Below are 21,734 nucleotides of genomic sequence, written 5' to 3'. Positions count from 1 at the left end.
GGGATAAACGGCGCGTTTCGTCCGACGGGCGTCTCAGAAAACGCGAGTGTCAGGCGAGTTGGCAGTCGCTGGCCGGCGTTGCGCCGAACCGGATCGCGGACGCGACGGGGGGCGCCCCCGCGGCGCCTCAGACGTTGTCCGGGTCCTGGGGGACGGAGATGTCGCCGTCGACGATGCCCTGGCGGGAGCTCTCGACCTCCGACTTCACGTCCTCGGGGATCTGGCCGCCCAGCTCGGAGCCGTAGACGTTCGCGACACCCTCCTCGGCGAGGCCGAGGCTGGTGGCGGTGCCGCCCTCGAAGTTCCCGTTGACGGTCGCCTCCGCGGCAGCATACACGGCGGTGTCGACGCGCTTGACCATCGACGCGAGGATGACGTCCGCGTAGTCGGTCGTCACGGACTGGTCGCGGTCGACGCCGATGGCGAACTTGCCCTCGTCGCGGGCCGCCTGGAACACGCCGACGCCGGTGTTGCCGGCCGCGTGGTAGACGATGTCGGCGCCGGAGCTGTACATCGACAGCGCGGCCTCGCGGCCGGCCGACGGCTCGGAGAACGAGCCGGTGTACGTCGTCTGGACGTCGACGTTGGAGTTGGCCGCCTTGACGCCGGCGGTGAAGCCGGCCTCGAACTTCCGGATGAGCGTCCCCTCGACGCCGCCGACGAAGCCGACGTTCGTGGAGTCGCCCGCCGTCGACGAGTCGCCCGCGGTGAACGACTGGCTCGTGAGCAGGCCGGCCAGCTGGCCGACGAGGTACGAGCCCTCGTGCTCCTTGAACGTGTACGAGCGGACGTTGTCGGCGTCGACGACGCTGTCGACGATCATGAAGTCCTGCTCGGGGTAGTCGGGCGCGGTCTGCGAGAGCGCGTCCGCCTGCAGGAACCCGATGCACGACACGAGGTCGTAGTCCGGGTCCGTCGACTGGGCGTACTGCTGCTGGTAGGTGGAGAACTGCGACACCGAGTCCGGCTCGGACTCGTCGAAGGAGATGTCGAAGTCCTCGGCCGCGCGCTGGATCCCCGTCTGGGCCTGGTCGTTGAACGAGCCGTCGCCCAGTCCGCCGGTCGCGTACACCATGCCGACGTTCGTCGTCTCCGAGCCGGAGGCCTCGGTCGCGGTGTCCTCGGAGTCGGAGTCGTCGCCCGACGGCGTCGACATCTCGGTCTCCTCGGAGTCGCCGCCGCCGCCGGACTCGGGGCCGCCCGCACAGCCCGCGAGGCCCACGAGGCTCGCCGCGCCGACGCCCTTCACGAACTTCCGCCGATCGAACCGGTCAGTGTCCATGTGGGGAACCCCGGAGTTGAGACGGTTAAAATCGTCGTAATCCGCCGAATAGGATCGCTACTCGTCGCTGACAGCTTCCACGGCCGACTCGACGACGGCGGCGACCTCGGCGACGAACGGGTCGACGTCGTCGTGCTCGGCGTACACGCGGACGTACGGCTCGGTGCCGGAGGGGCGGACGAGCGTCCACGAGGCGTCGGGGAAGGTGAGCCGGACGCCGTACTCGGGGTCGACCTCGGCGTCGGGGAACGCGGCCGGGAGCGCCTCCCCGAGTCGCTCCATCGCCGCGGGCTTCGCCTCGTCCGGGCAGTCGACGCTGACCTTGCGGTACGGGCGCTCGGTGACGGGGGCGCGCAGGGCCGCGAGCCCCTCGTCGGCGACGAGCCGCGTCAACACCGCGGCGCTGACGACCGCGTCGATCCAGTCGCCGAACCCCGTGTGGACGTGTTTCCACGGCTCGGCCGCGAACACCACGTCGCCCCCGCCCGCGCGGGCCGCGGCGATGCCGTCGTGGAGGTAGCCGAGCGCGACGCGCTCGACGCGCCCGCCCGCCGCCGCGACGCGCTCGTCGATGCGGCCGGAGGCGTTCGGCGTCGTCACGACGACGGGGTCGGCGACGTCGCTCGTCCGGACGTACCGCTCGGCGAGGATGGCGAGCACGGTGTCCTCGTGGACGACCTCGCCGTCGCCGTCGACGACGACGATCCGGTCGGCGTCGCCGTCGTGGCCGATCCCCAACTCGGCGCCGCCCTCGCGGACGAACGCGCGGAGGTCGGCCAGCGACTCGGGCGTCGGCTTCGACTCGCGGCCGGGGAAGTGGCCGTCGACGGTCGCGTTGAGCGTCACCACCTCGACGCCCAGTTCGCGCAACACCTGCGGCGTCGCCACCGACGCCATCCCGTTGCCGCAGTCGACGGCGACGCGGAGGCGTTCGGGCGTGTCGCCGAACTCGCGGGCGTAGTCGACGACGGCCGCGCGGTAGGCGTCGAGCACGTCCTCGTGGGCGCCGTCGCCCCACTCGTCCCAGTCGGCGGGGGCGCCGCCCGCGGCGACGGCCTCCTCGACGGCGGTCTCGGCCGTCTCGCCGTACTCGACGCCGTCGACGAACGCCTTCACGCCGTTGTCGGTCGGCGGGTTGTGCGAGGCGGTGAGCATCACGCCGCGACGGCCGCGCGAGGCGAACGCCAGCGCCGGCGTGGGCACCTGCCCCACGCGGCGCACGTCCGCGCCGGCGGCCTCCAGCCCGGCCTCGGCGGCCGCCGCCAGCGCGGGGCCGGTGACGCGCCCGTCGCGACCGACGACGAACTCCCGGTCGCCGGCCTCGCGGGCGTGGGCGCCGAGCGCGCGGGCCACGTCGAGGACGAGCCCCGGCGTGACGCGCTCGGTCACGTCGCCGCGGATGCCGGCGGTTCCGAACAGGTCCATACCGGCACCTCCGGGGGAGCGCCCAAGACTCCCTCGGTCCGTTCCGACGGCGAGGGTTCTTCACCGATGCCGGGACCAGCCGCCGCGATGCGCTGAGCGCCACCCCGGCGCGTTCGCGGGAGCGCGGCGACGCGCGCCGGGGGCGGAGGGGACGCGTCGCCGCCCGTCAGCCCCCGGCGAGCCGGCGCGGTCACCGTCGTCGCCAGCGTCGTCGCCGTCGCCCCCGGCGGTCGCCACCGTCCAGATCCCGACGGCCATCACGGCGCCCCCGACGACGAACCACGGACCGACGGCCTCGTTCAACAGCAGCGCGCCGAGCAGCGTCCCCACGAGCGGCTGGGCGAAGAAGAACGCCGCGACGGTGCCGGCCGACACCGTCTCCAGCCCCTTGTACCAGAGGTACCACGCCGCCGCCGTCGACCCGAGGCCGAGGTACCCGACCGCCAGCAGCGCGCCCGGCGTCGCCATCGCGGCGAGCGACGGCCCGCGGACGGCCAGCTCGACGGCGGCCAGCGCCGCCAACACCGGCAGCGACGCCACCGTGGAGTACGTCGCCGCCGTCAGCGCGGAGTACTTCCTGACGACCGGCACCCCCCAGACGGTGTACCCCGCCCACGCGACGCTCGCGAGCACGAGCGCGCCGACGCCGGCGACGTTGCCGACCGCGACGGCGGCCGGGTCGTAGCGCCCGGCGAGCACGACCAGCGTGCCGACGCCGGCGAGCGCGACGCCGAGCGCCTTCCGCCGCGTCACGGTCTCGTCGAGCACCCACGCACCCAACGCGACGGTGAACACCGGCGTGAGCACGGTGAGCAGCGACCCCTGGCTCGCGTTCGTCCACGCCGTCCCGAGGAACTGCGTCGCGATGGTCGCCGCGACCCACCCGCCGAGCACGGCGAACCGGCGGTAGTCCGCCCGGTCGACCGTGACGCCGCGGACGCGGACGACCGCGTACAGCGCGGCGGCGCCGACCGCGACGCGCAGGAACCCCAGCGTGAGCGGCGGCACCGTGGCGAACGTCCACGTGCTGACGACGTACATCCCGCCCCAGATGGCGGCCGCCAGCAGCGGCGCCAGCGCGTACCCGTACCGGCGGACGCCGGGGCTCACGGTCGCCCCCGGCGGTTCCCCCCGTCGGTTCGCGGGTCCATCGTCGGCGGTGGGTCGCGCCCGAGGACCGAGTAGGCGTCGGTGTCGCCGCCCCGACGGGGCGTCGCCGCCGGCTTTTCGGCCTCCCGCGCCGAACCGCCGGGTATGAGCGACGACGACCGCGGGGACGACCGCGTCCGCGCACACGTGTACGTCTCCGGGCGGGTACAGGGCGTGTTCTACCGGGCGACCACCCGCGACACCGCCCGCGAGCGCGGCGTCGACGGCTGGGTGCGGAACCTCGACGACGGGCGCGTCGAGGCCGTGTTCGAGGGACCCCGCGACGCCGTCGAGGGGATGGTCGAGTGGTGCCACACCGGGAGCCCCAGCGCCGTCGTGGAGGGTGTCGACGCGGAGTACGAGGACCCCGAGGGCGTGACGGGGTTCACCGTCCGCCGGTAGCGGAGCCCCGCGGGTCGAACGGCTGCGGGGCGCGAGGTGTGGCGCGCGCGCCGCTCAGTCGCCCCGCGTCGGCTCCGGCGCCGACGGTCGGCCGCCGTCGCCGTCGCCGCCGCCGACGAACGGGAGCGAGATCGCCGACCGGGCCTCCACCGGCCGGTCGGGGTCGTGGCCCTTCAGCCGGTCCCACACGACCAGCGCCGACGGGAGCACCAGCATCGAGGTGACGAACGAGTAGAGGATCGACAGCGCGGTCAACACGCCGAACTGGCCGAGGATGCTGAGCACCGAGAACACCAGCACCCCGATCCCGGTCGTGGTGGTGAGCATGCTGCCGAACAGCGCGCCGCCGGTGCCGCGGACGGTCCGTTCCAGCGCCGTGACGAGGTCGTGTTCGGTTCGCTCGTCGACGAAGCGGTGGACGACGTGGACGGAATAGTCGATCCCGAGCCCGATCGTCAACGAGAGGATCGTCGCGGTGAACGCGTTGAACGCGATCCCCGCGAGCCGCATCGTCGCGGCCACCAGCGCGACCGACGCGACGATCGGGATCGTGTTCACCACGCCGAGCGACGGCAGCCCCTCCAACACGCCGTAGATGACGAGCAGGAACACCACCGTCAGCGACAGCGCCACCGCGAGACTCTGGACCGCGGAGGTGAAGATCAGGTCCGAGACGGCCGCGAACACGACCGTGCTGCCGGTGGCGACGGCGATCCCGCTGGTGTCGCGGTAGCGCTCGGCGACCGCGCGGCCGTCGGCGGTCACCTCGTTCTGGTCGGCGTCGGCCTCCGCCGAGTACACCACCTGCGTGCTGCGGCGGTCCTCCGAGAGGTACTGCAACGCCCGGTCGCGCGACGACGACGACAGCAGGTAGTCGTACACCTCGCCGAGGTTGTCGTCGGGGATGCCGTTGGCGTTGCGGTCGTTGCGGTTCACGAGCCGTCGGAACTCGGGGTCGCTCGCGGCGCGCTGGCGGATCACGGTGACGATGCTCTGCTCGTCGGCGTGGCCGTCCTCGCTGACGAAGGTGCTCGGGGGGTCCTCGCCCATCCGGTGGATCTCCTCCAGTCTGGTGGGTTCCTCCATGTCCCCCTCGACGTAGACGGTCACCGAACCGCCCTGACTCGACGTGAACTTCTCGTCGAGGAAGTTGAGGGTCCCGACGGCCGAGTAGTCGCCCGGCGCGAACGGCTCCGGGAGCGCCTCGAGGTAGTCGGGCGTCTCCTCCGGCGGGAGGAAGTCCTCCTGCGAGAACGACGTCGAGATGCCCGCGGCGTAGCCGCCGGAGGCGACCGTGGTGACGACGATCAGCGCGAGGAACACGCGCGGCCCGCGCTCGCCGATCCACACGCCGATCCGGAGCACGTCCGCGAGGCCGGAGCCCTCGGCCCCCAGCGGCCGCTGGGAGAACGTCGGGATCGGGAGGCTGTCGCGCCGGCGGTCGAGCACCACCTTCGCCGCGGGCAGGAAGATCCCGAACAGCAGGAAGGTGAACAGGATGCCGGCGGCCGCGACGAGCCCGAACTCGCGGATCGGCGTCAGCGCGGACGTGAGGTTCGCGAGGAAGCCGATGACCGTCGTCCCGGTGACGATGAAGAACGCGACCAGGAGCTGCCGCGCCGCCCGGTCCATCGCGGCGTCGATGCCGAACCCCTCGGCGCGGTCCTCCCGGTAGCGGTTCACCGCGTGGATCCCGAAGTCGATCCCCACCGCCAGCAACAGCGGGGGCACCGAGATCATGAGCTGGCTGAACGGGATCCCCGCCAGCCCGAGGAACCCGAACGTCCACACGACCGCCAGCAGGAGCGTGAACGAGCCGAGCAGGAGGTCCAGCAGGTCGCGGTACGCGACGATCAGGAACCCCGTGATGAGGATCACGGCCGCGGGCGTGACGATGATCAGCGAGTCGGTGATCACCGTCGAGAACTCGTCGGAGATGATCCCCGAGCCGAACACGGTGATGTCGCCGCCGACGGTGTCGACGACGCGCTGGCTGCGCAGTTGGATGTCGGTCAGCGGGCTCGACCCCGACTGCCCGGCGGCCGCGCCGCCGCCGCCGGCGCCCGGGATCTCGTGGGTGACGACGCCGATCGCCGCGGAGGCGGCGGCCGACTCGGCGTTGAAGTCGTCGGAGACACCGCCGGTGAACGCGGGGTCGTCCGCGTTCGCGCGGACCGCCTCGTCGATCTGCGAGGGCGTCGCCCGCTCCAGCGCGCGGATCTGTGCGTCGGTCGTCGTCGCGGACGGGTCGATGGTCCGGGCGACGGTCGCGGCCGGCGAGGAGACGCCGACGACCCGCAAGCCGTCGGTCTCCTGGAGGCGGTCTTGCGCCTCCAGCATCCGGAGCATCGCCGGCTTCGACAGCACGTTCCGGTTGCGCTGGACGAGCTGTGTCGAGCCCGTGTCGGCGGCGAACGACGGGCCGAACTCGCGTTGGATGTCCGACAGCGCCTCCTCGGCGGGGATGCCCGACGTGAACTGCTCGGTGCCGGCGGACGTGGAGACGTTCGCCAGCCCGCCGGCGAACACCACCGTCACCAGCAGGAACGCGACGACGATCCGGCCCGGTCGCTCGGTGATCTCCCGGGCGACCGCGCCGACGATCGGGCCGTCGCTCATCTGTTGCGGCGCACGTACACCGCGCCGACGAGCCCGACCACCACGAGCGCGACGACGCCGATCAGGCCGAGCGGGAAGCCGCCGCCGCTGGCGGCGATCGCCCGGACCGGGACGCGGTAGGTGTCGGAGATGAGGGTGTCACCCTCGCTCGTCTCGTAGCGGAAGTCGACGCTCGCGGGGTACTTCTTCCCGACGATGGCACTGCCCGCCATCGAGAGGTCGAACGTCACCTCCTTCGTCTCGCCGGGCGCGAGTTCGTCGATGTACCCCTCGTCGTCGCTCGACGACAGCGGCGCGTCGAGGAACAGCTTCGCCGACACCTCGCGCACGGCCGTCTCGCGGTTGTTCGTCACCTCGAGCGTGAGCGTGCCGCCGCCGCCGGCCTCGAGCGACCCGTTGACGACGCTCACCGCGAACTCGTCGCGCTCCTCGGCGACGGCGGCGGGCGCGTCGATCGGGTCGCCGGTGCGTTGGGTGCCTTCGGGGTCACGGTACTGCACGCGCAGGGTGAACTGGCGCGGGCCGGCCTCGGCGGCGTCGGACACCTCGATGTCGAAGGCGAACTCGGCGGACGCGCCCGGCTCGAGCGAGCCGATCGCGACCTCCGGCTCCAGCGGGGAGACGTTGGGGTTCGACGTCTCGAACAGCACGACGGCGTTCGTCACGGTCTGCTCGCCGGTGTTGGTCACGGTGCCGGTGAGCTGCCCCTCCTCGCCGACGCGCAGCGTGCTCTCGAGGCCCTCGACGTCGAACGTCTGCTCGGGGAGGGGGGTCACGCCGAACGACAGCGTGCGCGACGCCGCGGACGCGCCGTCGACGGTCTCGTACTCGACGGTGGCGTCGACGGCGTACTCGCGCGTCTCGGCCGTCTCCGAGAGGGTCGCGTCGACGGTCACCGTCCGCGTCTCGTTGGGGGCGAGTCCGCCGACGAACCGGCGGGCGGTCGCCGACTGTCCGAACGTGAGGTCGGAGTTGGCCGACTGGAACGCCAACACGGCGTTCGTGGCGGGCTCCTCGCCGACGTTGCGGATCGTCACGTCGACGGCGCCGGAGCCGCCGACCGGGGCGGCCGCCTCGACCGACTCGACGGCGAAGCGGGCGCGGTCCTGCACCCGCACGGTCGCGTAGACGGTCCGGGAGACGACCTCGTCGCGGTCGTCCTCGTCGCGGTACTCGACGAGCACCGGGATCCGGTGGGTGCCGCCGGCGATGTCGGCCGGCACGTCGATGCTGACGGTGACGGCGCGCGTGGCGCCGTTCCCCATCCGGCCGATCTCGCGGGTGCCGGAGAGCACCTCGATCCCGCTGGCGTCCTGTACCGTGGCGCGGACGTCGTACGCGGGCTCGACGCTGTCGTCGTAGTCGGCCGCCTCGTTGGTGAGCTCGATCGTCAGCTGCTGTGTCGTCCCGGGCGTCACCACCGGCTCCGACACGTCTGTCTCGAAGCGTGGGTCCTCCACCGCGGCCGCGGCGACCCCGGCGAACCCGGCGCCGACGGTCGAGAGACACAGTAGGGCGGCGATAACGGTCGCGCTGAAACGGTGTGACATCGGTCCTGTCTAACCGTTCAGTCAGGCGCGCACTTAACGTGACCGAAACCGACACCGAACGGTCGCCGCGGCGTCAGTTGAGCGGGACGGCGTACTGTTCGTTCAGGTGGTCGAGCACGCGGCCGACGATCGTCGGGTCGTACGTCCAGAAGCCGTAGAAGGACCGTTCGTCGGCGTCGCCGCGCTCCTCGGCCAGCAGGGCGCAGGCGTCGTTCGGGTTGCCGCCGCCGTCGAACACGACGAACCACGACTCCCGGATCTCGCGGGAGTCCTCCTGGTGGACGGTGACGCCCTCGATCTCCGGGTGTTCGTCGCTCGGCGCACAGTACGTGTGGATGTCGAGGTCCTTGGTCGCGAGGTCCTCGTACACGCCCTTCTGAGCACGGATCGCGCCGACGCGCTGGAAGCCGGCGTGGAGTTCGCCCGTGCCGGCGCGCCACGCGCGGTCCTCCATCTCCCGCGTCGCCGCCATCATCTGCCGGAGGTCGTAGGAGGTGAACGTCGTCCCGTCGAGGTGTTCGAGGATCGGCGCGAACGCCCCCTGCTCGCCCGGCGCCGCCGTGAGATCCCCGTCGAGGTGGCGGAGGTCGACCGCCGCCAACACCTCGTCGTCGTGCTCGTCCGAGAGGACGACGTAGCCGGAGAGCGCGCTGTCGGTCGTCCCCTCCGTGACCCTGACGGCCTGCGACGCGAAGTACTCGCGCAACTCCTCGACGACCCGCTCGTCGGGGGGGTCGAACACCGTCAGGCGCTTCTCGCGGTCCTGCACGGACGCGATGACTGCACGGAGTGACATCTGGTCTCGCGGAGCCTACACCGGGTACCGTGATAAGCCTATCACCGAGGTGTTCGCCCGCCGCCACGGGTGGCTGCGGGCCGTGCGCGAGCGCGGGCGTTCGACCCGCCTACGCCGAGACCACGTCCAGTTCCTCCAGCGAGTCGACGACGACGCGCGCCTCGACCACGTCGCGCTCCTCGGTCATCGGGTCGTCGACGTTCGCGAGCGTCTCGTCGGCCGCCGCCAGCAGGCGCTGCTCCAACTCCGTCTGGTCGGGTTCGTCGCGGGTGTCGTTCAACAGCGCCTCGAAGTCCTCCCGGAGGTCGAACGACGCGCGGGCGACGTTGCACCGCGACAGCGGGTTCATCCCCAGGTTCACCACGAGGTCGGCGACGGTCTCCCAGTCGGACTCGCAGAAGTGGATCGACACCTCGCCGACGATGTCGCGCCAGGCGATGGGGTCGGAGTGTTTCATCAACTGGACCGCGCGCGGCGGGATGTCGATCCGGGCGACCGTGTCGGGCGAGTCGCACAGACAACACGGCTGTTCTGTCCGCCCCGTGTACATGGTCGATCCGAGGGACCGGACGGTGATACCTCCGTCGCTCCCGGAGGCGGACGAGCGACCCGTTCCGGCGGTGCCGTCGTCGGAGCCGGCGGGCTTTTGGCCCGGGCGCGCCGCCCGTCGGTATGCGAATCGGCTTCCTGCTCAACCCCATCGCCGGCATGGGCGGCCGGGTGGGGCTGAAGGGCACCGACGGGAAGGTCGCGGCGGCGCGCGCCCGCGGCGCCGAGCCCCGCGCCCCGGACCGCGCCCGACGCGCCCTCGACGCGCTGGCCGAGCGCGCGCCCGACACGACCGTGCTCGCGTGGGGCGACCCGATGGGCGCGAGCGAGGTCCGCGCGGCCGGGTTCGACCCCGACGTCCGCGGCGGGCCGGCCGACGAGGAGACGACCGGCGACGACACCCGCGCGGCCGTCGCGGCGTTCCGCGACGCCGGCGTCGACCTCGTCGTGTTCGTCGGCGGGGACGGCACCGCCGCCGACGTCGCGGAGGCGCTGGAGGGAAGCGACGTGCCGATGCTGGGCGTGCCCGCGGGCGTGAAGGTGTACTCGTCGGTGTTCGGCGTCTCCCCGGAGGACGCCGCCTCCGTCGCCGCGACGTTCGAACGCACCGAGCGCCGCGAGGTGATGGACATCGACGAGGACGACTACCGCGAGGGGGAGGTCCACCCCGAACTCCGCGCGGTCGCGCACGTCCCCGTGGCCGAACAGCTCCAGTCGGGCAAACAGATCGGCGGCGGCACCGTCGAGTCGCTCGCCGAGGGCGTCGCGGACGACGTGCGCGCCCGCCCCGGGACGACGTGGGTGCTCGGGCCGGGCTCCACCGTCGGCGAGGTGAAGGAGCGACTCGGGTTCGAGGGGTCGCCCATCGGCGTCGACGTGTACCGCGACGGGGAGGTGCTCGCGCTGGACGCCAGCGAGGCGGAGATCCTCGCGGCGCTGGGCGACGACAACGTCATCGTCGTCACCCCCATCGGCGGGCAGGGGTTCGTGTTCGGCCGCGGCAACCCCCAGCTGTCGCCGGCGGTGATCCGCGAGTGCGACGTCGAGATCGTCGCGTCCCGCGACAAACTCGACGACCTCCGGGTGCTCCGGGTGGACACGGACGACCCCGACCTGGACGAGGCGCTGCGCGGGTGGGAGAAGGTGCGCGTCGGGCGCTTCGAGCGGCGGATGCTGAAGGTCGTCTGATCGCGACCCGGCGGCCCCTCATAAACCGGGCAGTCGATCCTTACATATCTCGCCACGGGTATTATGGACATAGGGTCAAGGTTAAGGTCGTATAGGGGATCCGGATAGCTATGGAGACGCGGAAGGTCCAACGACTGGGCCCCTCGACGCTGGCGATGACGCTGCCCGCCGAGTGGGCGAAAGAACAGAACGTCCAGAAGGGCGACGAGGTGTCGCTTCGGATGGGCGGGAAGGGGACGCTGACGGTGCTCCCGGAGTCCGCGAGCACGGAGGACGCGGAGGCGACGCTCCACGCGGACAACCTCGACGCCGACGCCCTCGAGCGGGCGATCCTCGCACAGTACGTGCTCGGGCGGCGCGTGATCAACATCACGACGAAGGACGGCGCCCTCGGCTCCGACCACATCAACGCCGTCTACAAGGCCGAGACACAGCTCATGGGGCTGGGCGTCATCGAGGAGACGCCGGAGAACATCGCCATCCGCTGTTCGGTCGACCCCGAGGACTTCACGCTCGACAACCTTCTCGAGCGGCTGGAGAACACCGGCTCGACGATGCGCGGGGAGGCGGTGAAGGCGCTCGCGCACGGCAACGCCGACCTCGCCCAGCGCGCGCTCAACCGCGAGCGGCAGGCGAACAAGATCTTCGTCCTCCTGTTGCGCCTCATCTTCACGGCGTACCAGAACCCGAACCTCGCGCGCGCGGTGGGTCTCGACTCCGGGTTCCCGCTGATCGGCTACCGGTCGATCGCGAAGAACCTCGAACTGATCGCCGACAACGCCGAGGACATCGCCGAGATCGCCATGGAGGCGGAGGGGAACACGCTCGGCGTCGACGACGCGACGATGCGGCGGATCCGCGACTTCACCGACCAGGTCGACGAGATCACGGCGATGGCCGTCGAGGCGGCCGTCAAGCGCGACTACGCGCTCACCATCGAGGTGAAGTACCTGTTCCGCGAGCTCAAGGACCGCGAGGAGGACATCCTCACCGACCTGCCGGAGATGTCGAACGCGCAGCTCCTCCAGGTGCGCGAGGTGCTCGTCAGCCTCCAGGAGACCGCCCAGTACGCGATGCGGATCGCCGAGGTGTCGGCGAACCTCGCGCTCAACGAGGAGAACGAGTTCGTCACGATCGAGTAGGCCGGCGGCACGCGGGGCGATCGGCCGAGGGACGGGGACCGGACCGTGCCCGGGTCCGACGTCCTCGGGACCCGTCGGGAACTACTCCTCGCCGTCCGTTTTCCGACCCGCGAGCGGGTTCCGGCGGTGGATCCGGCAGTCGAACGCCGGGTGCTCGGCGAAGTGGCGGATCACCATGTGACGCCGCGAGCCGGTGATCCCGGTGCGTCCCACGTCGTCGGCGTCGAACGTCTCCGGTAGGCGGTCGTACAGGCGGCGCAGTTCCTCGAAGGAGTCGAACACCTTGGCGTTGCCCGCCGAGTCGGCGGCCTTGCGCGAGACGACGTACGAGCCGTCGGCGCGGAACTCCCCGGCGGTCCGGAAGAACTCCCGGCGCTCGGTGAGCGCGTCCGTCAGCGACTCCCGCAGGTCGGCGGCGGCTTCGCGGGTCAGTTCGTACGCCTCTCCGTCCACCTCGACGACGATGGCATCGCCGTCCGCGGAGGTGGTTGCGTTACCGTCCGAGAACTCGATCAGGAGCGGTGATACTCCGAGGCATGGTCGTACGTCAGTCCCCCCGCCGACAAAGCCTTGTCGGCACCGTGTCGCGGGGGCACACGCTCACCACAGCGCGAACAGCCCGCCGTCGTCGGTCGTCGTCGTGTTCCCGGTCGGGGTCGGCGTCGCCGTGGGCGCCGCTGTCGGCGTGGCCGTCGGGGTCGACTCCCCGACCAGCCCGCCGTCGGAGCCGTCCGGCGTGTCGGTCGGCGTCGCCGTCGCGGTCGCCGTCCCATCGCTCGGGGTCGACTCGTCCGACGAACCGTCGTCGCTCGCGTCCGCGTCGCCCGCGGCGTCGCCGCTCGCGTTCTTCGTCCCGAAGACGTCCGTCTCGACGGTGCGCCGGTAGCCGTCGAGTTCGATCCGCCGTTCGCCCGCGCCCGTCTCCGAGAGGTCGACGACGAGGTAGAACGGCATCGTGAGGTTCGTCACCTGGTCGCGCCGGAGGTGCGACACCCACCACTCGTCGAGGCGCTGGGTGCGGATCGCGGTGGTCGCCTCGAGCGCGACCGTCTCCCCCGGCGGGATGACGGTCGTCCGCCCGGCCTCGCCGCTCCCCATCGTGATGTCGTTCATGTGGATGTCGTAGCCGATCTCGGAGACGGCGATCGGGTACGACTTCGGGTTCCGGAGGTACAGCGTCATCTCGACCTCGGTGGTCTCGTTGGTCACCGTCCCCCAGTCGGCCTCCGTGCGCTCGAGGACCAACACGGGGTCGGACACCACCGCCGAACTCGCGTCGAGGGGCTTCGGCTCGTCCGTCCGGAACGCCTCGACGATCGAGGTGTTCACGTCGCGGCTCACCTGCGTCGCGTAGCTACGCCCGACGAGCGACGAGTGGACGTCCGCGTCCACCCGGAGGTCGGTGTGCTCGCCGTTGGACACGTGGCTCACCCACCACGCGGGGATCTTCGAGTTGTCGAGCGACGTGGTGAACGGGAGGGAGGCGTTCCCGGTCGTGACCTCGACTCCCTCCTTCGTCCCTTCGGCCATCGTGATCCCGTTCATGGACACGGCGTAGTCGGCGGTGAGCCCGCCGAGTTGGACGCCGATCGGGTTCGGGTTGTTCACGATCAGGTCGCTCTCGACGGTCGTCGTCTCCGTCGTCACCTCGCCGAAGCGGTTCTCGACGCCCACGACCGACGGCGCGCCGACGACGCCCAGCGCGAACGCCCCGCCCACCGAGGCGACGAGCACGACGACGACGACGGCGACGACTCCGACGGTCGAGACGGCGCGGTCGCCGCCGCCGGTCGGACGGCGCGGTCCCGGGTTCCCGGTCATCGTCCGACGGCTCCGCCGGCCGCCGTCAAAAGTCTGCTCGCCGGCTGTCAGTTCGTTGTCCCGCCGCGCGAACGCCGCGGCGGCCCGGACGGCCGCGCCCGCCCCCGTCTCCGCCTTCCGCAAGCGTTAGGTACGCTCCGTCGGAGCCACGAGTATGGCAACCGAAACCCTCGAGAGCGACAAGGCGATCGGCGTGGCGCTGGCGTTCGCGGCGCTGGCGGTCGTCGGCGCCGGGTTCATGATCGCCGGCGCCTCCCAGATCGTGATGGCGTGGGGGTTCGCGCTCGCGATGGCGGCGGCGACGCTGGCGGTCGTCGCGGTGCAGGCGTTCGACGCCTGACGGGAGGCTCGTCGTCGACGGTCGGACCCGCCGTTCGCCACCGAGGGAAGCGTTAAGAACGCGCACACAGTAGAGTAAGGTAGCACAAATGACGGAGTACACCGACGAGGAGAAACGCATCCTCGCGTACCTGCGCGACAGCGTCTCCAGGGGGGAGGAGTACTTCCGAGCGAAGAACATCGCCGAGGCCATCGGGCTGTCCGCCAAGCAGGTCGGCTCGCGCCTCCCGACGCTCGCGGAGAAGGCCGACGAGGTCGACATCGAGAAGTGGGGCCGCGCCCGCTCCACGACGTGGCGCGTCGAACTGTCGTAGCCGCGCGGCTTCTGCCGGCGAGCGCGCTCGCCCCGAGCGGCCGCGCTCGCTCGGCGCCGTCGCCCGTCCCCCGGCGGGCGCCGCCGCGTCGGGCGTCCCCTCGGCCGCCGCAACCACCCCGTTTTTTCGCCCCGCGCCCGTAGCCCGACTCGATGACCGTACGCGTACGCCGGGAGTTCGTCTTCGACGCCGACCCGGAGGACGTCTGGGCGTTCATCGCCGATCCGGCCAAGCGCGCCGGGGCGATCAGCGTCGTCGACGAGTACGAGGTGCACGACGACGGCACCGCGACGTGGCACGTCCGCCTGCCGATCCCGGTGATCCGCTCCAGCATCGGGGTCGACACCGAGGAGGTGCGCAAGGACCCGCCCGAGTACGTGAAGTTCGTCGGGAAGTCGCGGGCGTTCCGCGTCACCGGCGAGCACACCGTCTCCGAGACCGAGGACGGCCGCGCCCGCCTCGTCAACGAGTTCGTCGTCGACGGACGGCTCCCGGGCGTCGAGTCGTTCTTCGAGCGGAAGTTCGGCGACGAACTGGACAACCTCGAACGGGCGCTCCAGCGCGACCTGGGGCTGGCATGAGGCTCGCGCTCGCGCAGCTGGAGGTCCGCGAGGCCGACCGCAACGGCAACCGCGACCGCGCGCTCGACGCGATCGAACGCGCGGCCGCCGACGGGGCGGACCTGGTCGCGCTCCCGGAGCTGTGGAACGTCGGCTACTTCGCGTTCGAGGCGTACGAGCGCGGCGCCGAGTCGCTCGTCGGCCCGACGCTCACCCGGCTGCGCGAGGCCGCCCGCGAGCACGGCGTGGCGCTGTTGGCCGGCTCCGTCGTCGAGGATCTGGCCGCCAGCGCCGCCGACGGCGAGGCCGTCCCCGCCGAGGAGGGGCTGGCGAACACCGCCGTCCTGTTCGACGCCGACGGCGAACGGCTGGCCGTCTACCGCAAGCACCACCTGTTCGGCTACGAGTCCGCCGAGACCCGGCTGCTCACGCCCGGCGAGCGGCTGCCGGTCGTCGACCTGCTCGGCTTCCGCGTCGCCGTGACGACGTGTTACGACCTCCGGTTCCCCGAGCAGTTCCGGGCGCTCGCCGACGAGGGCGCCGACCTCGTGCTCGTCCCGAGCGCGTGGCCGTACCCGCGGGTCGAACACTGGCGGACGCTCCCGCGGGCGCGGGCCATCGAGAACCTCGCGTACGTCGCGACGGTGAACGGCTCGGGGAGCTTCGAGGACGCGGACCTGGTGGGCCGCTCGACGGTGTACGACCCGTGGGGGACGACGGTGGCGTCCGCCGGCGACGAGCCCGCGCTCGTCACCGCCGCGGTCGACCCCGAGCGCGTCGCGAGCGTCCGCGGGGAGTTCCCCGCGCTGGACGACCGGCGGGAGTACTGACGGCGGCGACCGGGCGACGGGGACGCCTCACTCGAGGTAGTGGAGGAACACGGTGCGTTCGCCGTCGAGCAGGTGACACAGTCGCTCCCGGAGGTCGGGCGCCACGTCGACGTGCGCCAGCGGCACCTCCTCGACGCGCAACAGCTCCGCCACGCCGCCCTCCGCGAGGCCGAGCGTGTCGCCCGGCTCGCCGAGCCGCCGCCGGTCGACGACGCACCGCGGGCGTGCCAGGGGGTCCTCGCCGCCCCCGACCAGCGTGTCGGCCCCGAGCCGAACCATACCCCCGCCTTCCCTCGTGCCCACATAACCGTACCGCCGCCGTCGGATCTCGCCGTCGGTCGGTGCCGGTGCATTTATGCCCCTTACGCTGATAGTCGTCGATGCCGGCTGACCGACGCTTTTCTCGTCGAAGGCTGGCAATCGAAAATCCGCGCCGCCGCGCCCGACGCGACCGTGCGCGACCGCTCCGCGATCAGGGGTCCATCGCGACGGCCGCGCACACCACCGCCTCCCCACTCCACTCCGTCCACCTTCGTTTCGCCGGCCGACCGCCGAGCCGCCGCGCTCTCCGGTCGTCACAGTTCGACCCGCCCGCCGGACGCGGACGCCTCCTGCACCGCCGCCAGCGTCCGGACGTCGACGAGGCCGTCGGCGCCGTCGGGTTCGATCGGCGCGTCGGTCGCCACGGCGTGCGCGAAGTAGTCGAACTCCGCGACGGTCTCGTCGGCGCCGGCGCCCGCGACCGTCAGCGTCCCGTCGGGCGTCTCGACGGTCACCTCGCGGTCGGCGCCCGGCTCGAACGCCGAGCGGACGGCGACCCGCCCGTCGCTCCCGAGCAGTTCCAGCGACGTGTTCGGGTGCCCCGAGAACGACGCCGAGAAGTTCCCGACCCAGCCGTCCTCGCCCCCGAACTCGACGCGAAAGTCGACGTGTTGGTCCACCTCGTCGAACGCCGGATCCGGCGACCGGACCGTCGCCGAGACGGCGGTCGGGTCGTCGCCGGCGACGAACCGCGCGGTGTTGAGCGGGTACACGCCCACGTCGTACAGCGCGCCGCCGCCCGCGAGCCGACGGTCGAGGCGCCACTGGTCGGGACCCGCGCTCCCGCCGAGGACGGGGAAGGTGAAGTCGCCGGCCGCCCTCTGGAGGTCGCCGATGCCGCCGTCGGCGACGAACTCTCGGACCCGGCGGACCACGGGGTCGGTCTGCATCCGGTAGGCCGTCATCAGCCGCACGTCGGCGGCGTCGCAGGCGGCGACGAGCCGGTCGGCGCGGTCGACCGTGGCCTCAAGCGGCTTCTCGCAGATCACGTGTTTGCCGTGGTCGGCGGCGGTCTCGGCGTGCGGGAGGTGGAGACGGTTCGGCGTGGCGACGTACACCGCGTCGTACTCGTCGGTCGCGGCGCCCGCGGCGTACGCGTCGTAGTCGAGCGCGGTGACGCCGAACTCGTCGGCGAGGCTCGCCCGGGTGTCCGGGTCGCCGCTGACGACGACGGCGGGCGTCGCGTACGCGCCCTCGGCCATCGCCGGGATCGAGACGTTGCGGGCGTAGTTGCCGCAGCCGACGGTCGCGATCCGGACCGGCTCCTCGACCGCGCCGGTGTCCCAGTCCCGCTCTCCGGCCGCCGCGAGGGTCGTGTCGAACACGTGCCCTCGTCCCGCCGCGCGGGCTAAACAGCGTCGCCCGCTTCAGAATCGGATCCGATAATTCGGGCGGAGTCTTGAAGTAACGAACGCGCCCCGATACTGACGCCGCGGGACCGAGCCCACGTCCGGGTACTCCCCCCCCCAGCGTGTCCGGACGAGCGACCGTTTCGGTCGCCCCGGTTCGGCTTCGCGGGCCACGGGACCTCGTGTCCCGAGCGAACCGGGGGCGCCCGGGCGACGGCGCTTCGCCCATCCGCCCGGGAGGGTCGGAGCACTCCCGCTCCCACTCCCGCTTCGACCCGACGCCCCCGGCACCGCATCGACGCACGAACGCACACCCACACCACGTCCGCGCCGCGGTCGGCGTCCCACACCACGCCGGACTCGCCGCGACGCGGACCCCGGAGCCACACCCTCCGGCGCGTCACAGGGAGCGGACCTCCCCCCCTTTCGAGGTCCGGACTACGCCGCTGACCCACGGGTACGGACGTCGATGGGCAAAGAACGGCGACCGCCGACGGCTCCGCGCCGACTCAGTCCTCCTTCGTCTTGATGTCGGCCGAGAGGCCCTGTGCCATCTCGATGTCCTTCGAGTTGTTCAGCGTCCACGCCGTCCGCTCGGTCACCGCCTCGATCACTTCACGAGCGCTGGGGTAGCCGTTGCCGGACTTCTTGACGCCGCCAAAGGGCAGGTGGACTTCGGCGCCGATACAGGGCAGGTTCCCGTACGCCAGCCCGATTTCCGCGTTGTCGCGGAAGTAGTTGATCTGGCGGTAGTCCTCCGAGATGATCGCACCCGCGAGGCCGTAATCCGTGTCGTTGTGGATCTCGACGGCGTCTTCGATGTCGCCGCTGTACTTCAACAGCGCCACGTGCGGGCCGAACACCTCCTCGTGGGTGCAGCGCAGGTCCTCGTGGGGGTCGGCCTCGTACACGAACGGCCCGACCCAGTGGCCGTCCTCGTGGCCGTCCGGGATCTCCGAGTCGTCCAGTTCCTCGCGGTCGACGAGCACGTTCACACCCTCGTCTTTCGCGAGTTGGTTGTACTGGGAGACCTTCTCCTTGTGCTCGGCCTCGATGAGCGGGCCCATGAACGTGTTCTCGTCCAGTGGGTCGCCGACGGCGACGCTCTCGGCGTTGGCGACGAAGCGCTCCTTGAACTCGTCGTACACGTCCTCGTGGACGACGATGCGCTCCGAGGAGACACATCGCTGGCCGGTCGTCTTGAACGAAGACATGGTGGCCGAGTGGACCGCGGTGTCCAGATCGGCCTTCTCGGTGACGACGATGTTGTTCTTCCCGCCCATCTCACACGCCGCCAGTTTGCCCGGCTCGCCGCCGACCTTGCTCGCGATCTTGTGGCCGACTTCTGCGCTCCCGGTGAACAGCACGGTGTCGACGCGGTCGTCCTCGACGATAGCGTTGCCCGCGTCGCCGAAGCCCTGGACCATGTTGAACACGCCGTCGGGCACGCCGGCGTCCTCGAACATCTCCGCGAGGATCTGGGCACACCACGGCGTCTGCTCGGCGGGCTTGAACACGACCGTGTTGCCCTCGACGAGCGCGACGGCCATGTGCCAGAACGGGATGGCGACCGGGAAGTTCCACGGCGTGATACACCCAACCACGCCGCGCGGTTTGCGGCGCATGTACGCGTCCTTGCTCGGGATTTCGGAGGGGATCACGTCGCCTTTGGGGTGGCGCGCGTCGCCGGCGGCCCACTCGACCATGTGCCACGCCTCCGTCACGTCGGCTTTGCCTTCGGAGATCTCCTTGCCGCACTCCATCGTGACGATCTCTCCCAACTCTTGGTGACGCTCTTTCAGCTCGTGGTAGATGTCCCAGAGGTACTCCGCGCGGTCGATGTGCGAGAGCTGCTTCCACTCTTCGAAGGCGTCGTCGGCGGCGGCGACCGCGCGGTCGACGTCGGCCTCGGTGCCGCGGCGGAACTCGCCCAGTTCGTCGCCGTCGGCCGGGTTCTCCGAGACGAACGTCTCGTCGCCCGTCCCGTCGGTCCACTCCCCGTCGATGTAGTGCTGGTAGACGCCGTCGTCTCGGCTCATGGGCAAAACTTGCGCGAGGGTGGTGAAATAGGTGCGGGAACCGCCCCGTCGCGCCGGAGCCCCGCGGCGTCGGGCGAGCGCCGTCCCGCGATCGGCGGCGAGGGGCGTCGTGTCGGCCGCAAGGCACTTTCCGCGCGATCGTGACGGACCGACCATGACCGACGCCGAGTCGCTCACGATGGACCTGCCCGAATCGGCCGACGAACCGGCGCTGGCACGCGTGCGGACCGTCGCGCGCCTCATGGACGAGGCGGTTCGGGTGCCGGGGACGGACACGTGGGTCGGGCTCGACCCGGTGTTGGGGGTGTTGCCGGGGGCGGGCGACGCCGTCGCAGCGGGCGTGTCGCTGTACATCGTCGCCGAGGCGGCGTACCTCGGCGTCCCGCTGACGACGGTCGTCCGGATGTTGGCGAACGTCGCCGCCGACGTCGCGCTGGGGGCGATCCCCGTCGTCGGCCCGCTGTTCGACGCGGTGGTGAAGGCGAACGTGTGGAACGTCGAGGCGCTGGAGTCGTTCGTCGCCGAGGAGTCGACGAGCGCCGGCGAGGACGCCGGGGCGGAGGCCGCCGACGACGGCCCCGTGACGATCGAGATCACCGAGGGGTGAGCCGGCCGTCGGGACGGATTCCGGACGGATTTCGGACAACCCCCTTGGCGGCGTCGCTCGCAGCCCGAGTACGGACCGCAGACGCGTCCTCGCCGCCGCGCGACCGGCCTCGTCGCGGGACTCGCCGGCTGTGCGGGCGCCCGCGGGGACGACACCGTCCCGGAACCGACCGCGGCGCCGGGCGACCCGACGACCGCGACCGTCGACCTCGCGAACGACGCCGTCGCCCCGATCCGGCTGCCGGTCGAGCCGCCGGTCACCGTCGAGTGGGTGAACCGGGGCCCGTACGTCCACAACGTCAAGAGCGCGACGTGCCACGACGCCGCGACCCCGTGGGAGTACTTCTCCGGCAACTACGGCGAGGGCGAGTCCGAGACGGACACCTTCCGGCGGCCCGGGGTGTACGAGGACTTCTGCACGGTCCACGGCACCGCGACGATGTGCGGGGCGGTCCTCGTCGGGAACGTGACGCTCGAGGAGCCGCTGCCGTGCGAGTGAGGGGCGACGCGGGCGGAGGCCGCGGCCTCGCCGCACCCACCACCGCGCGACTCACGGCTCGCTGCGCTCGCCGTTCGTGACCGCGGCCTCGCTTCGCTCGGCCGCACGCTTCTCGATCTCGCCTTTCAGCCCCGGGCCGTCGAAGTCGTGGTCCGGCCGGATCGCCACGAAGTCGAGGTACTCGCGGGCGCCGAGCACCGACTCCGCGTCGTACGCCGTCAGCGCGGCCTCGACCGCGGCCGCCGCGCCGATCAGCGGCTCCAGCGCCGCCAGCCCGCACGCGAGGTCGTACTCGCAGGCGTCGAGCGCGCCCGGTTCGCGGACGCTCGTCGCGTCGATGAGGTACAGGTCGCCGTCGAGGATCAGGACGTTCTCCGCGCGGAGGTCGCCGTGGGCCAGCCCGTGGTCGTGGAGCCGTCGGAGCGCCCGGAACAGCGCCGGCGCGAGTTCGCGCTCGGCCTCGGTGTCCAGCTCGTCGAGCGAGCGGAACGCCGGGAGGTACTCGACGACGAGGACGCCCAGCCCGTCGATCTCCAGCGCCTCGACCGGCTCGGGCGCGTTCACGCCGAGCGCGCGCATCTCCCGGGTCGCCTCGAGTTCGTGCCGGGCCATGTCCGCGGGCGTGCCGAAGTGTTCGAAGAACCCCTCGGTGCCGGAGGTGAACGCCCCGAGGTTGCGGCCGGCGGTGAACAGCGCGTGGACGACGGAGTTCTGCCGGCTCACCACCTTCACGAAGTACGTCTCGCCGCCAGTGTGGAGGATGAACGGGGTGGAGAGCCAGTTGTCGGCGTCGAGGAACTCGACGCGGGCCGCGCCGTCGCCGTAGCGGGCCGCCAACTCGCGGCCGACCGCCTCCAGCCGCTCCCACTCGACGGTGCCGCGGAGGAGGCGCTGGAAGTCCATGCCACGTGGTACCCCGGCGAGCGGGATAAGCGTCGTCCTCCGTCGCCTCCG

22 protein-coding genes are annotated in these 21,734 nt (G+C 71.8%); 9 read left to right on the top strand and 13 right to left on the bottom strand.

The annotated features are described in order from the left end of the window. Positions 1 to 127: 127 nt before the first annotated feature. Genes P0R35_RS01325 through P0R35_RS01315 form a run of 3 tightly spaced genes read right to left on the bottom strand, consistent with a single transcriptional unit; the run spans position 128 to position 3,817 of the window. Positions 128 to 1,282, bottom strand: coding sequence for a BMP family lipoprotein (locus tag P0R35_RS01325; RefSeq protein ID WP_284013457.1), 1,155 nt, complete (start codon positions 1,280 to 1,282; stop codon positions 128 to 130). A gap of 57 nt (positions 1,283 to 1,339) precedes the next feature. Further along, positions 1,340 to 2,707: a phosphohexomutase domain-containing protein gene (locus P0R35_RS01320; RefSeq protein ID WP_284013456.1), complete on the bottom strand. Its 1,368-nt coding sequence runs from the start codon at positions 2,705 to 2,707 to the stop codon at positions 1,340 to 1,342. A 60-nt stretch (positions 2,708 to 2,767) separates the two neighbouring features. Further along, on the bottom strand, positions 2,768 to 3,817 hold the full coding sequence (locus P0R35_RS01315) for a DMT family transporter (RefSeq protein WP_284013455.1): 1,050 nt from the start codon (positions 3,815 to 3,817) through the stop codon (positions 2,768 to 2,770). Between the two features lie 144 nt (positions 3,818 to 3,961). Here P0R35_RS01315 and P0R35_RS01310 point away from each other — a divergent pair, with 144 nt between their 5' ends. Then, on the top strand, positions 3,962 to 4,258 hold the full coding sequence (locus P0R35_RS01310) for an acylphosphatase (protein ID WP_284013454.1): 297 nt from the start codon (positions 3,962 to 3,964) through the stop codon (positions 4,256 to 4,258). A 54-nt stretch (positions 4,259 to 4,312) separates the two neighbouring features. Here the strand turns inward: P0R35_RS01310 and P0R35_RS01305 are convergent, their stop codons facing one another. From P0R35_RS01305 to P0R35_RS01290, 4 genes are all read right to left on the bottom strand, one after another. Beyond that, positions 4,313 to 6,877 (bottom strand): efflux RND transporter permease subunit, encoded by a 2,565-nt coding sequence (locus P0R35_RS01305; protein WP_284013452.1) that lies wholly within the window; start codon positions 6,875 to 6,877, stop codon positions 4,313 to 4,315. Continuing rightward, positions 6,874 to 8,337, bottom strand: coding sequence for a COG1361 S-layer family protein (locus P0R35_RS01300; RefSeq protein ID WP_284013451.1), 1,464 nt, complete (start codon positions 8,335 to 8,337; stop codon positions 6,874 to 6,876). The genes P0R35_RS01305 and P0R35_RS01300 overlap by 4 nt, the downstream gene beginning before the upstream one ends. A 163-nt stretch (positions 8,338 to 8,500) precedes the next feature. Beyond that, the gene (locus P0R35_RS01295) at positions 8,501 to 9,223 is read right to left on the bottom strand and encodes a DICT sensory domain-containing protein (protein ID WP_284013450.1); all 723 of its coding nucleotides are present in this window, start codon (positions 9,221 to 9,223) and stop codon (positions 8,501 to 8,503) included. A gap of 109 nt (positions 9,224 to 9,332) precedes the next feature. Continuing rightward, entirely contained in the window at positions 9,333 to 9,773 is a 441-nt protein-coding gene (locus P0R35_RS01290) for a DUF7960 family protein (protein ID WP_284013449.1), read from the bottom strand. Positions 9,774 to 9,895: 122 nt separating this feature from the next. On the opposite strand from P0R35_RS01290, the gene P0R35_RS01285 reads away from it, so the two are divergent. After that, a complete protein-coding gene (locus P0R35_RS01285; RefSeq protein ID WP_284013448.1) occupies positions 9,896 to 10,960 on the top strand; it encodes an ATP-NAD kinase family protein in 1,065 nt (354 codons plus the stop codon). Positions 10,961 to 11,070: 110 nt separating this feature from the next. Beyond that, positions 11,071 to 12,102 (top strand): PhoU domain-containing protein, encoded by a 1,032-nt coding sequence (locus tag P0R35_RS01280; RefSeq protein WP_284013447.1) that lies wholly within the window; start codon positions 11,071 to 11,073, stop codon positions 12,100 to 12,102. Positions 12,103 to 12,183: 81 nt separating this feature from the next. On the opposite strand, the gene P0R35_RS01275 is transcribed toward P0R35_RS01280, so the two are convergent. Then, complete coding sequence (locus tag P0R35_RS01275) at positions 12,184 to 12,534, bottom strand: DUF7528 family protein (RefSeq protein WP_284014671.1); 351 nt, start codon at positions 12,532 to 12,534, stop codon at positions 12,184 to 12,186. Between the two features lie 168 nt (positions 12,535 to 12,702). Next, on the bottom strand, positions 12,703 to 13,923 hold the full coding sequence (locus tag P0R35_RS01270) for an LEA/WHy family protein (protein ID WP_284013446.1): 1,221 nt from the start codon (positions 13,921 to 13,923) through the stop codon (positions 12,703 to 12,705). A gap of 154 nt (positions 13,924 to 14,077) precedes the next feature. On the opposite strand from P0R35_RS01270, the gene P0R35_RS01265 reads away from it, so the two are divergent. The 4 genes from P0R35_RS01265 (at position 14,078) to P0R35_RS01250 (ending at position 15,966) form a co-directional block, all read left to right on the top strand. Next, entirely contained in the window at positions 14,078 to 14,263 is a 186-nt protein-coding gene (locus P0R35_RS01265) for a DUF7525 family protein (protein ID WP_284013445.1), read from the top strand. A gap of 88 nt (positions 14,264 to 14,351) precedes the next feature. After that, positions 14,352 to 14,576 (top strand): DUF7123 family protein, encoded by a 225-nt coding sequence (locus P0R35_RS01260; RefSeq protein WP_284013444.1) that lies wholly within the window; start codon positions 14,352 to 14,354, stop codon positions 14,574 to 14,576. A 152-nt stretch (positions 14,577 to 14,728) separates the two neighbouring features. Then, entirely contained in the window at positions 14,729 to 15,157 is a 429-nt protein-coding gene (locus tag P0R35_RS01255) for an SRPBCC family protein (protein WP_284013443.1), read from the top strand. Further along, entirely contained in the window at positions 15,154 to 15,966 is an 813-nt protein-coding gene (locus tag P0R35_RS01250; RefSeq protein ID WP_284013442.1) for a carbon-nitrogen family hydrolase, read from the top strand. Before P0R35_RS01255 ends, P0R35_RS01250 begins: the two co-directional genes overlap by 4 nt. A gap of 27 nt (positions 15,967 to 15,993) precedes the next feature. On the opposite strand, the gene P0R35_RS01245 is transcribed toward P0R35_RS01250, so the two are convergent. From P0R35_RS01245 to P0R35_RS01235, 3 genes are all read right to left on the bottom strand, one after another. Then, entirely contained in the window at positions 15,994 to 16,245 is a 252-nt protein-coding gene (locus tag P0R35_RS01245) for a hypothetical protein (protein ID WP_284013441.1), read from the bottom strand. Between the two features lie 296 nt (positions 16,246 to 16,541). Next, positions 16,542 to 17,612 carry a D-xylose 1-dehydrogenase Gfo6 gene (gene gfo6 / locus P0R35_RS01240; protein ID WP_284013440.1) on the bottom strand — a complete coding sequence of 357 codons (1,071 nt, stop codon included), beginning with the start codon at positions 17,610 to 17,612 and terminating at the stop codon, positions 16,542 to 16,544. Between the two features lie 533 nt (positions 17,613 to 18,145). After that, complete coding sequence (locus P0R35_RS01235; protein ID WP_284013439.1) at positions 18,146 to 19,675, bottom strand: aldehyde dehydrogenase family protein; 1,530 nt, start codon at positions 19,673 to 19,675, stop codon at positions 18,146 to 18,148. A 154-nt stretch (positions 19,676 to 19,829) separates the two neighbouring features. Here P0R35_RS01235 and P0R35_RS01230 point away from each other — a divergent pair, with 154 nt between their 5' ends. Together P0R35_RS01230 and P0R35_RS01225 are read left to right on the top strand one after the other, a co-directional pair. Beyond that, complete coding sequence (locus tag P0R35_RS01230; RefSeq protein WP_284013438.1) at positions 19,830 to 20,282, top strand: DUF4112 domain-containing protein; 453 nt, start codon at positions 19,830 to 19,832, stop codon at positions 20,280 to 20,282. A gap of 270 nt (positions 20,283 to 20,552) precedes the next feature. Beyond that, the gene (locus P0R35_RS01225) at positions 20,553 to 20,780 is read left to right on the top strand and encodes a cupredoxin domain-containing protein (protein WP_284013437.1); all 228 of its coding nucleotides are present in this window, start codon (positions 20,553 to 20,555) and stop codon (positions 20,778 to 20,780) included. 51 nt (positions 20,781 to 20,831) lie between these two features. On the opposite strand, the gene P0R35_RS01220 is transcribed toward P0R35_RS01225, so the two are convergent. Next, positions 20,832 to 21,683, bottom strand: coding sequence for an RIO1 family regulatory kinase/ATPase domain-containing protein (locus P0R35_RS01220; RefSeq protein ID WP_284013436.1), 852 nt, complete (start codon positions 21,681 to 21,683; stop codon positions 20,832 to 20,834). Between the last annotated feature and the right edge of the window lie 51 nt (positions 21,684 to 21,734).

This window comes from Halobaculum litoreum, assembly GCF_030127125.1.
GTDB classification, from domain to species: Archaea; Halobacteriota; Halobacteria; order Halobacteriales; family Haloferacaceae; genus Halobaculum; species Halobaculum litoreum.
This window is presented reverse-complemented; position numbering and strand designations above follow the sequence as displayed.

Bases quoted from the DNA above. Each gene is read 5' to 3' on its own strand.
- P0R35_RS01280 (WP_284013447.1), top strand. From the start codon at position 11,071: ATGGAGACGCGGAAGGTCCAACGACTGGGCCCCTCGACGCTGGCGATG.
- P0R35_RS01220 (WP_284013436.1), bottom strand. From the start codon at position 21,683: ATGGACTTCCAGCGCCTCCTCCGCGGCACCGTCGAGTGGGAGCGGCTG.
- P0R35_RS01310 (WP_284013454.1), top strand. From the start codon at position 3,962: ATGAGCGACGACGACCGCGGGGACGACCGCGTCCGCGCACACGTGTAC.
- P0R35_RS01285 (WP_284013448.1), top strand. From the start codon at position 9,896: ATGCGAATCGGCTTCCTGCTCAACCCCATCGCCGGCATGGGCGGCCGG.
- P0R35_RS01290 (WP_284013449.1), bottom strand. From the start codon at position 9,773: ATGTACACGGGGCGGACAGAACAGCCGTGTTGTCTGTGCGACTCGCCC.
- P0R35_RS01305 (WP_284013452.1), bottom strand. From the start codon at position 6,877: ATGAGCGACGGCCCGATCGTCGGCGCGGTCGCCCGGGAGATCACCGAG.
- P0R35_RS01265 (WP_284013445.1), top strand. From the start codon at position 14,078: ATGGCAACCGAAACCCTCGAGAGCGACAAGGCGATCGGCGTGGCGCTG.
- P0R35_RS01295 (WP_284013450.1), bottom strand. From the start codon at position 9,223: ATGTCACTCCGTGCAGTCATCGCGTCCGTGCAGGACCGCGAGAAGCGC.
- P0R35_RS01230 (WP_284013438.1), top strand. From the start codon at position 19,830: ATGACCGACGCCGAGTCGCTCACGATGGACCTGCCCGAATCGGCCGAC.
- P0R35_RS01270 (WP_284013446.1), bottom strand. From the start codon at position 13,923: ATGACCGGGAACCCGGGACCGCGCCGTCCGACCGGCGGCGGCGACCGC.
- P0R35_RS01260 (WP_284013444.1), top strand. From the start codon at position 14,352: ATGACGGAGTACACCGACGAGGAGAAACGCATCCTCGCGTACCTGCGC.
- P0R35_RS01235 (WP_284013439.1), bottom strand. From the start codon at position 19,675: ATGAGCCGAGACGACGGCGTCTACCAGCACTACATCGACGGGGAGTGG.
- P0R35_RS01255 (WP_284013443.1), top strand. From the start codon at position 14,729: ATGACCGTACGCGTACGCCGGGAGTTCGTCTTCGACGCCGACCCGGAG.
- P0R35_RS01250 (WP_284013442.1), top strand. From the start codon at position 15,154: ATGAGGCTCGCGCTCGCGCAGCTGGAGGTCCGCGAGGCCGACCGCAAC.
- P0R35_RS01325 (WP_284013457.1), bottom strand. From the start codon at position 1,282: ATGGACACTGACCGGTTCGATCGGCGGAAGTTCGTGAAGGGCGTCGGC.
- P0R35_RS01245 (WP_284013441.1), bottom strand. From the start codon at position 16,245: ATGGTTCGGCTCGGGGCCGACACGCTGGTCGGGGGCGGCGAGGACCCC.
- P0R35_RS01320 (WP_284013456.1), bottom strand. From the start codon at position 2,707: ATGGACCTGTTCGGAACCGCCGGCATCCGCGGCGACGTGACCGAGCGC.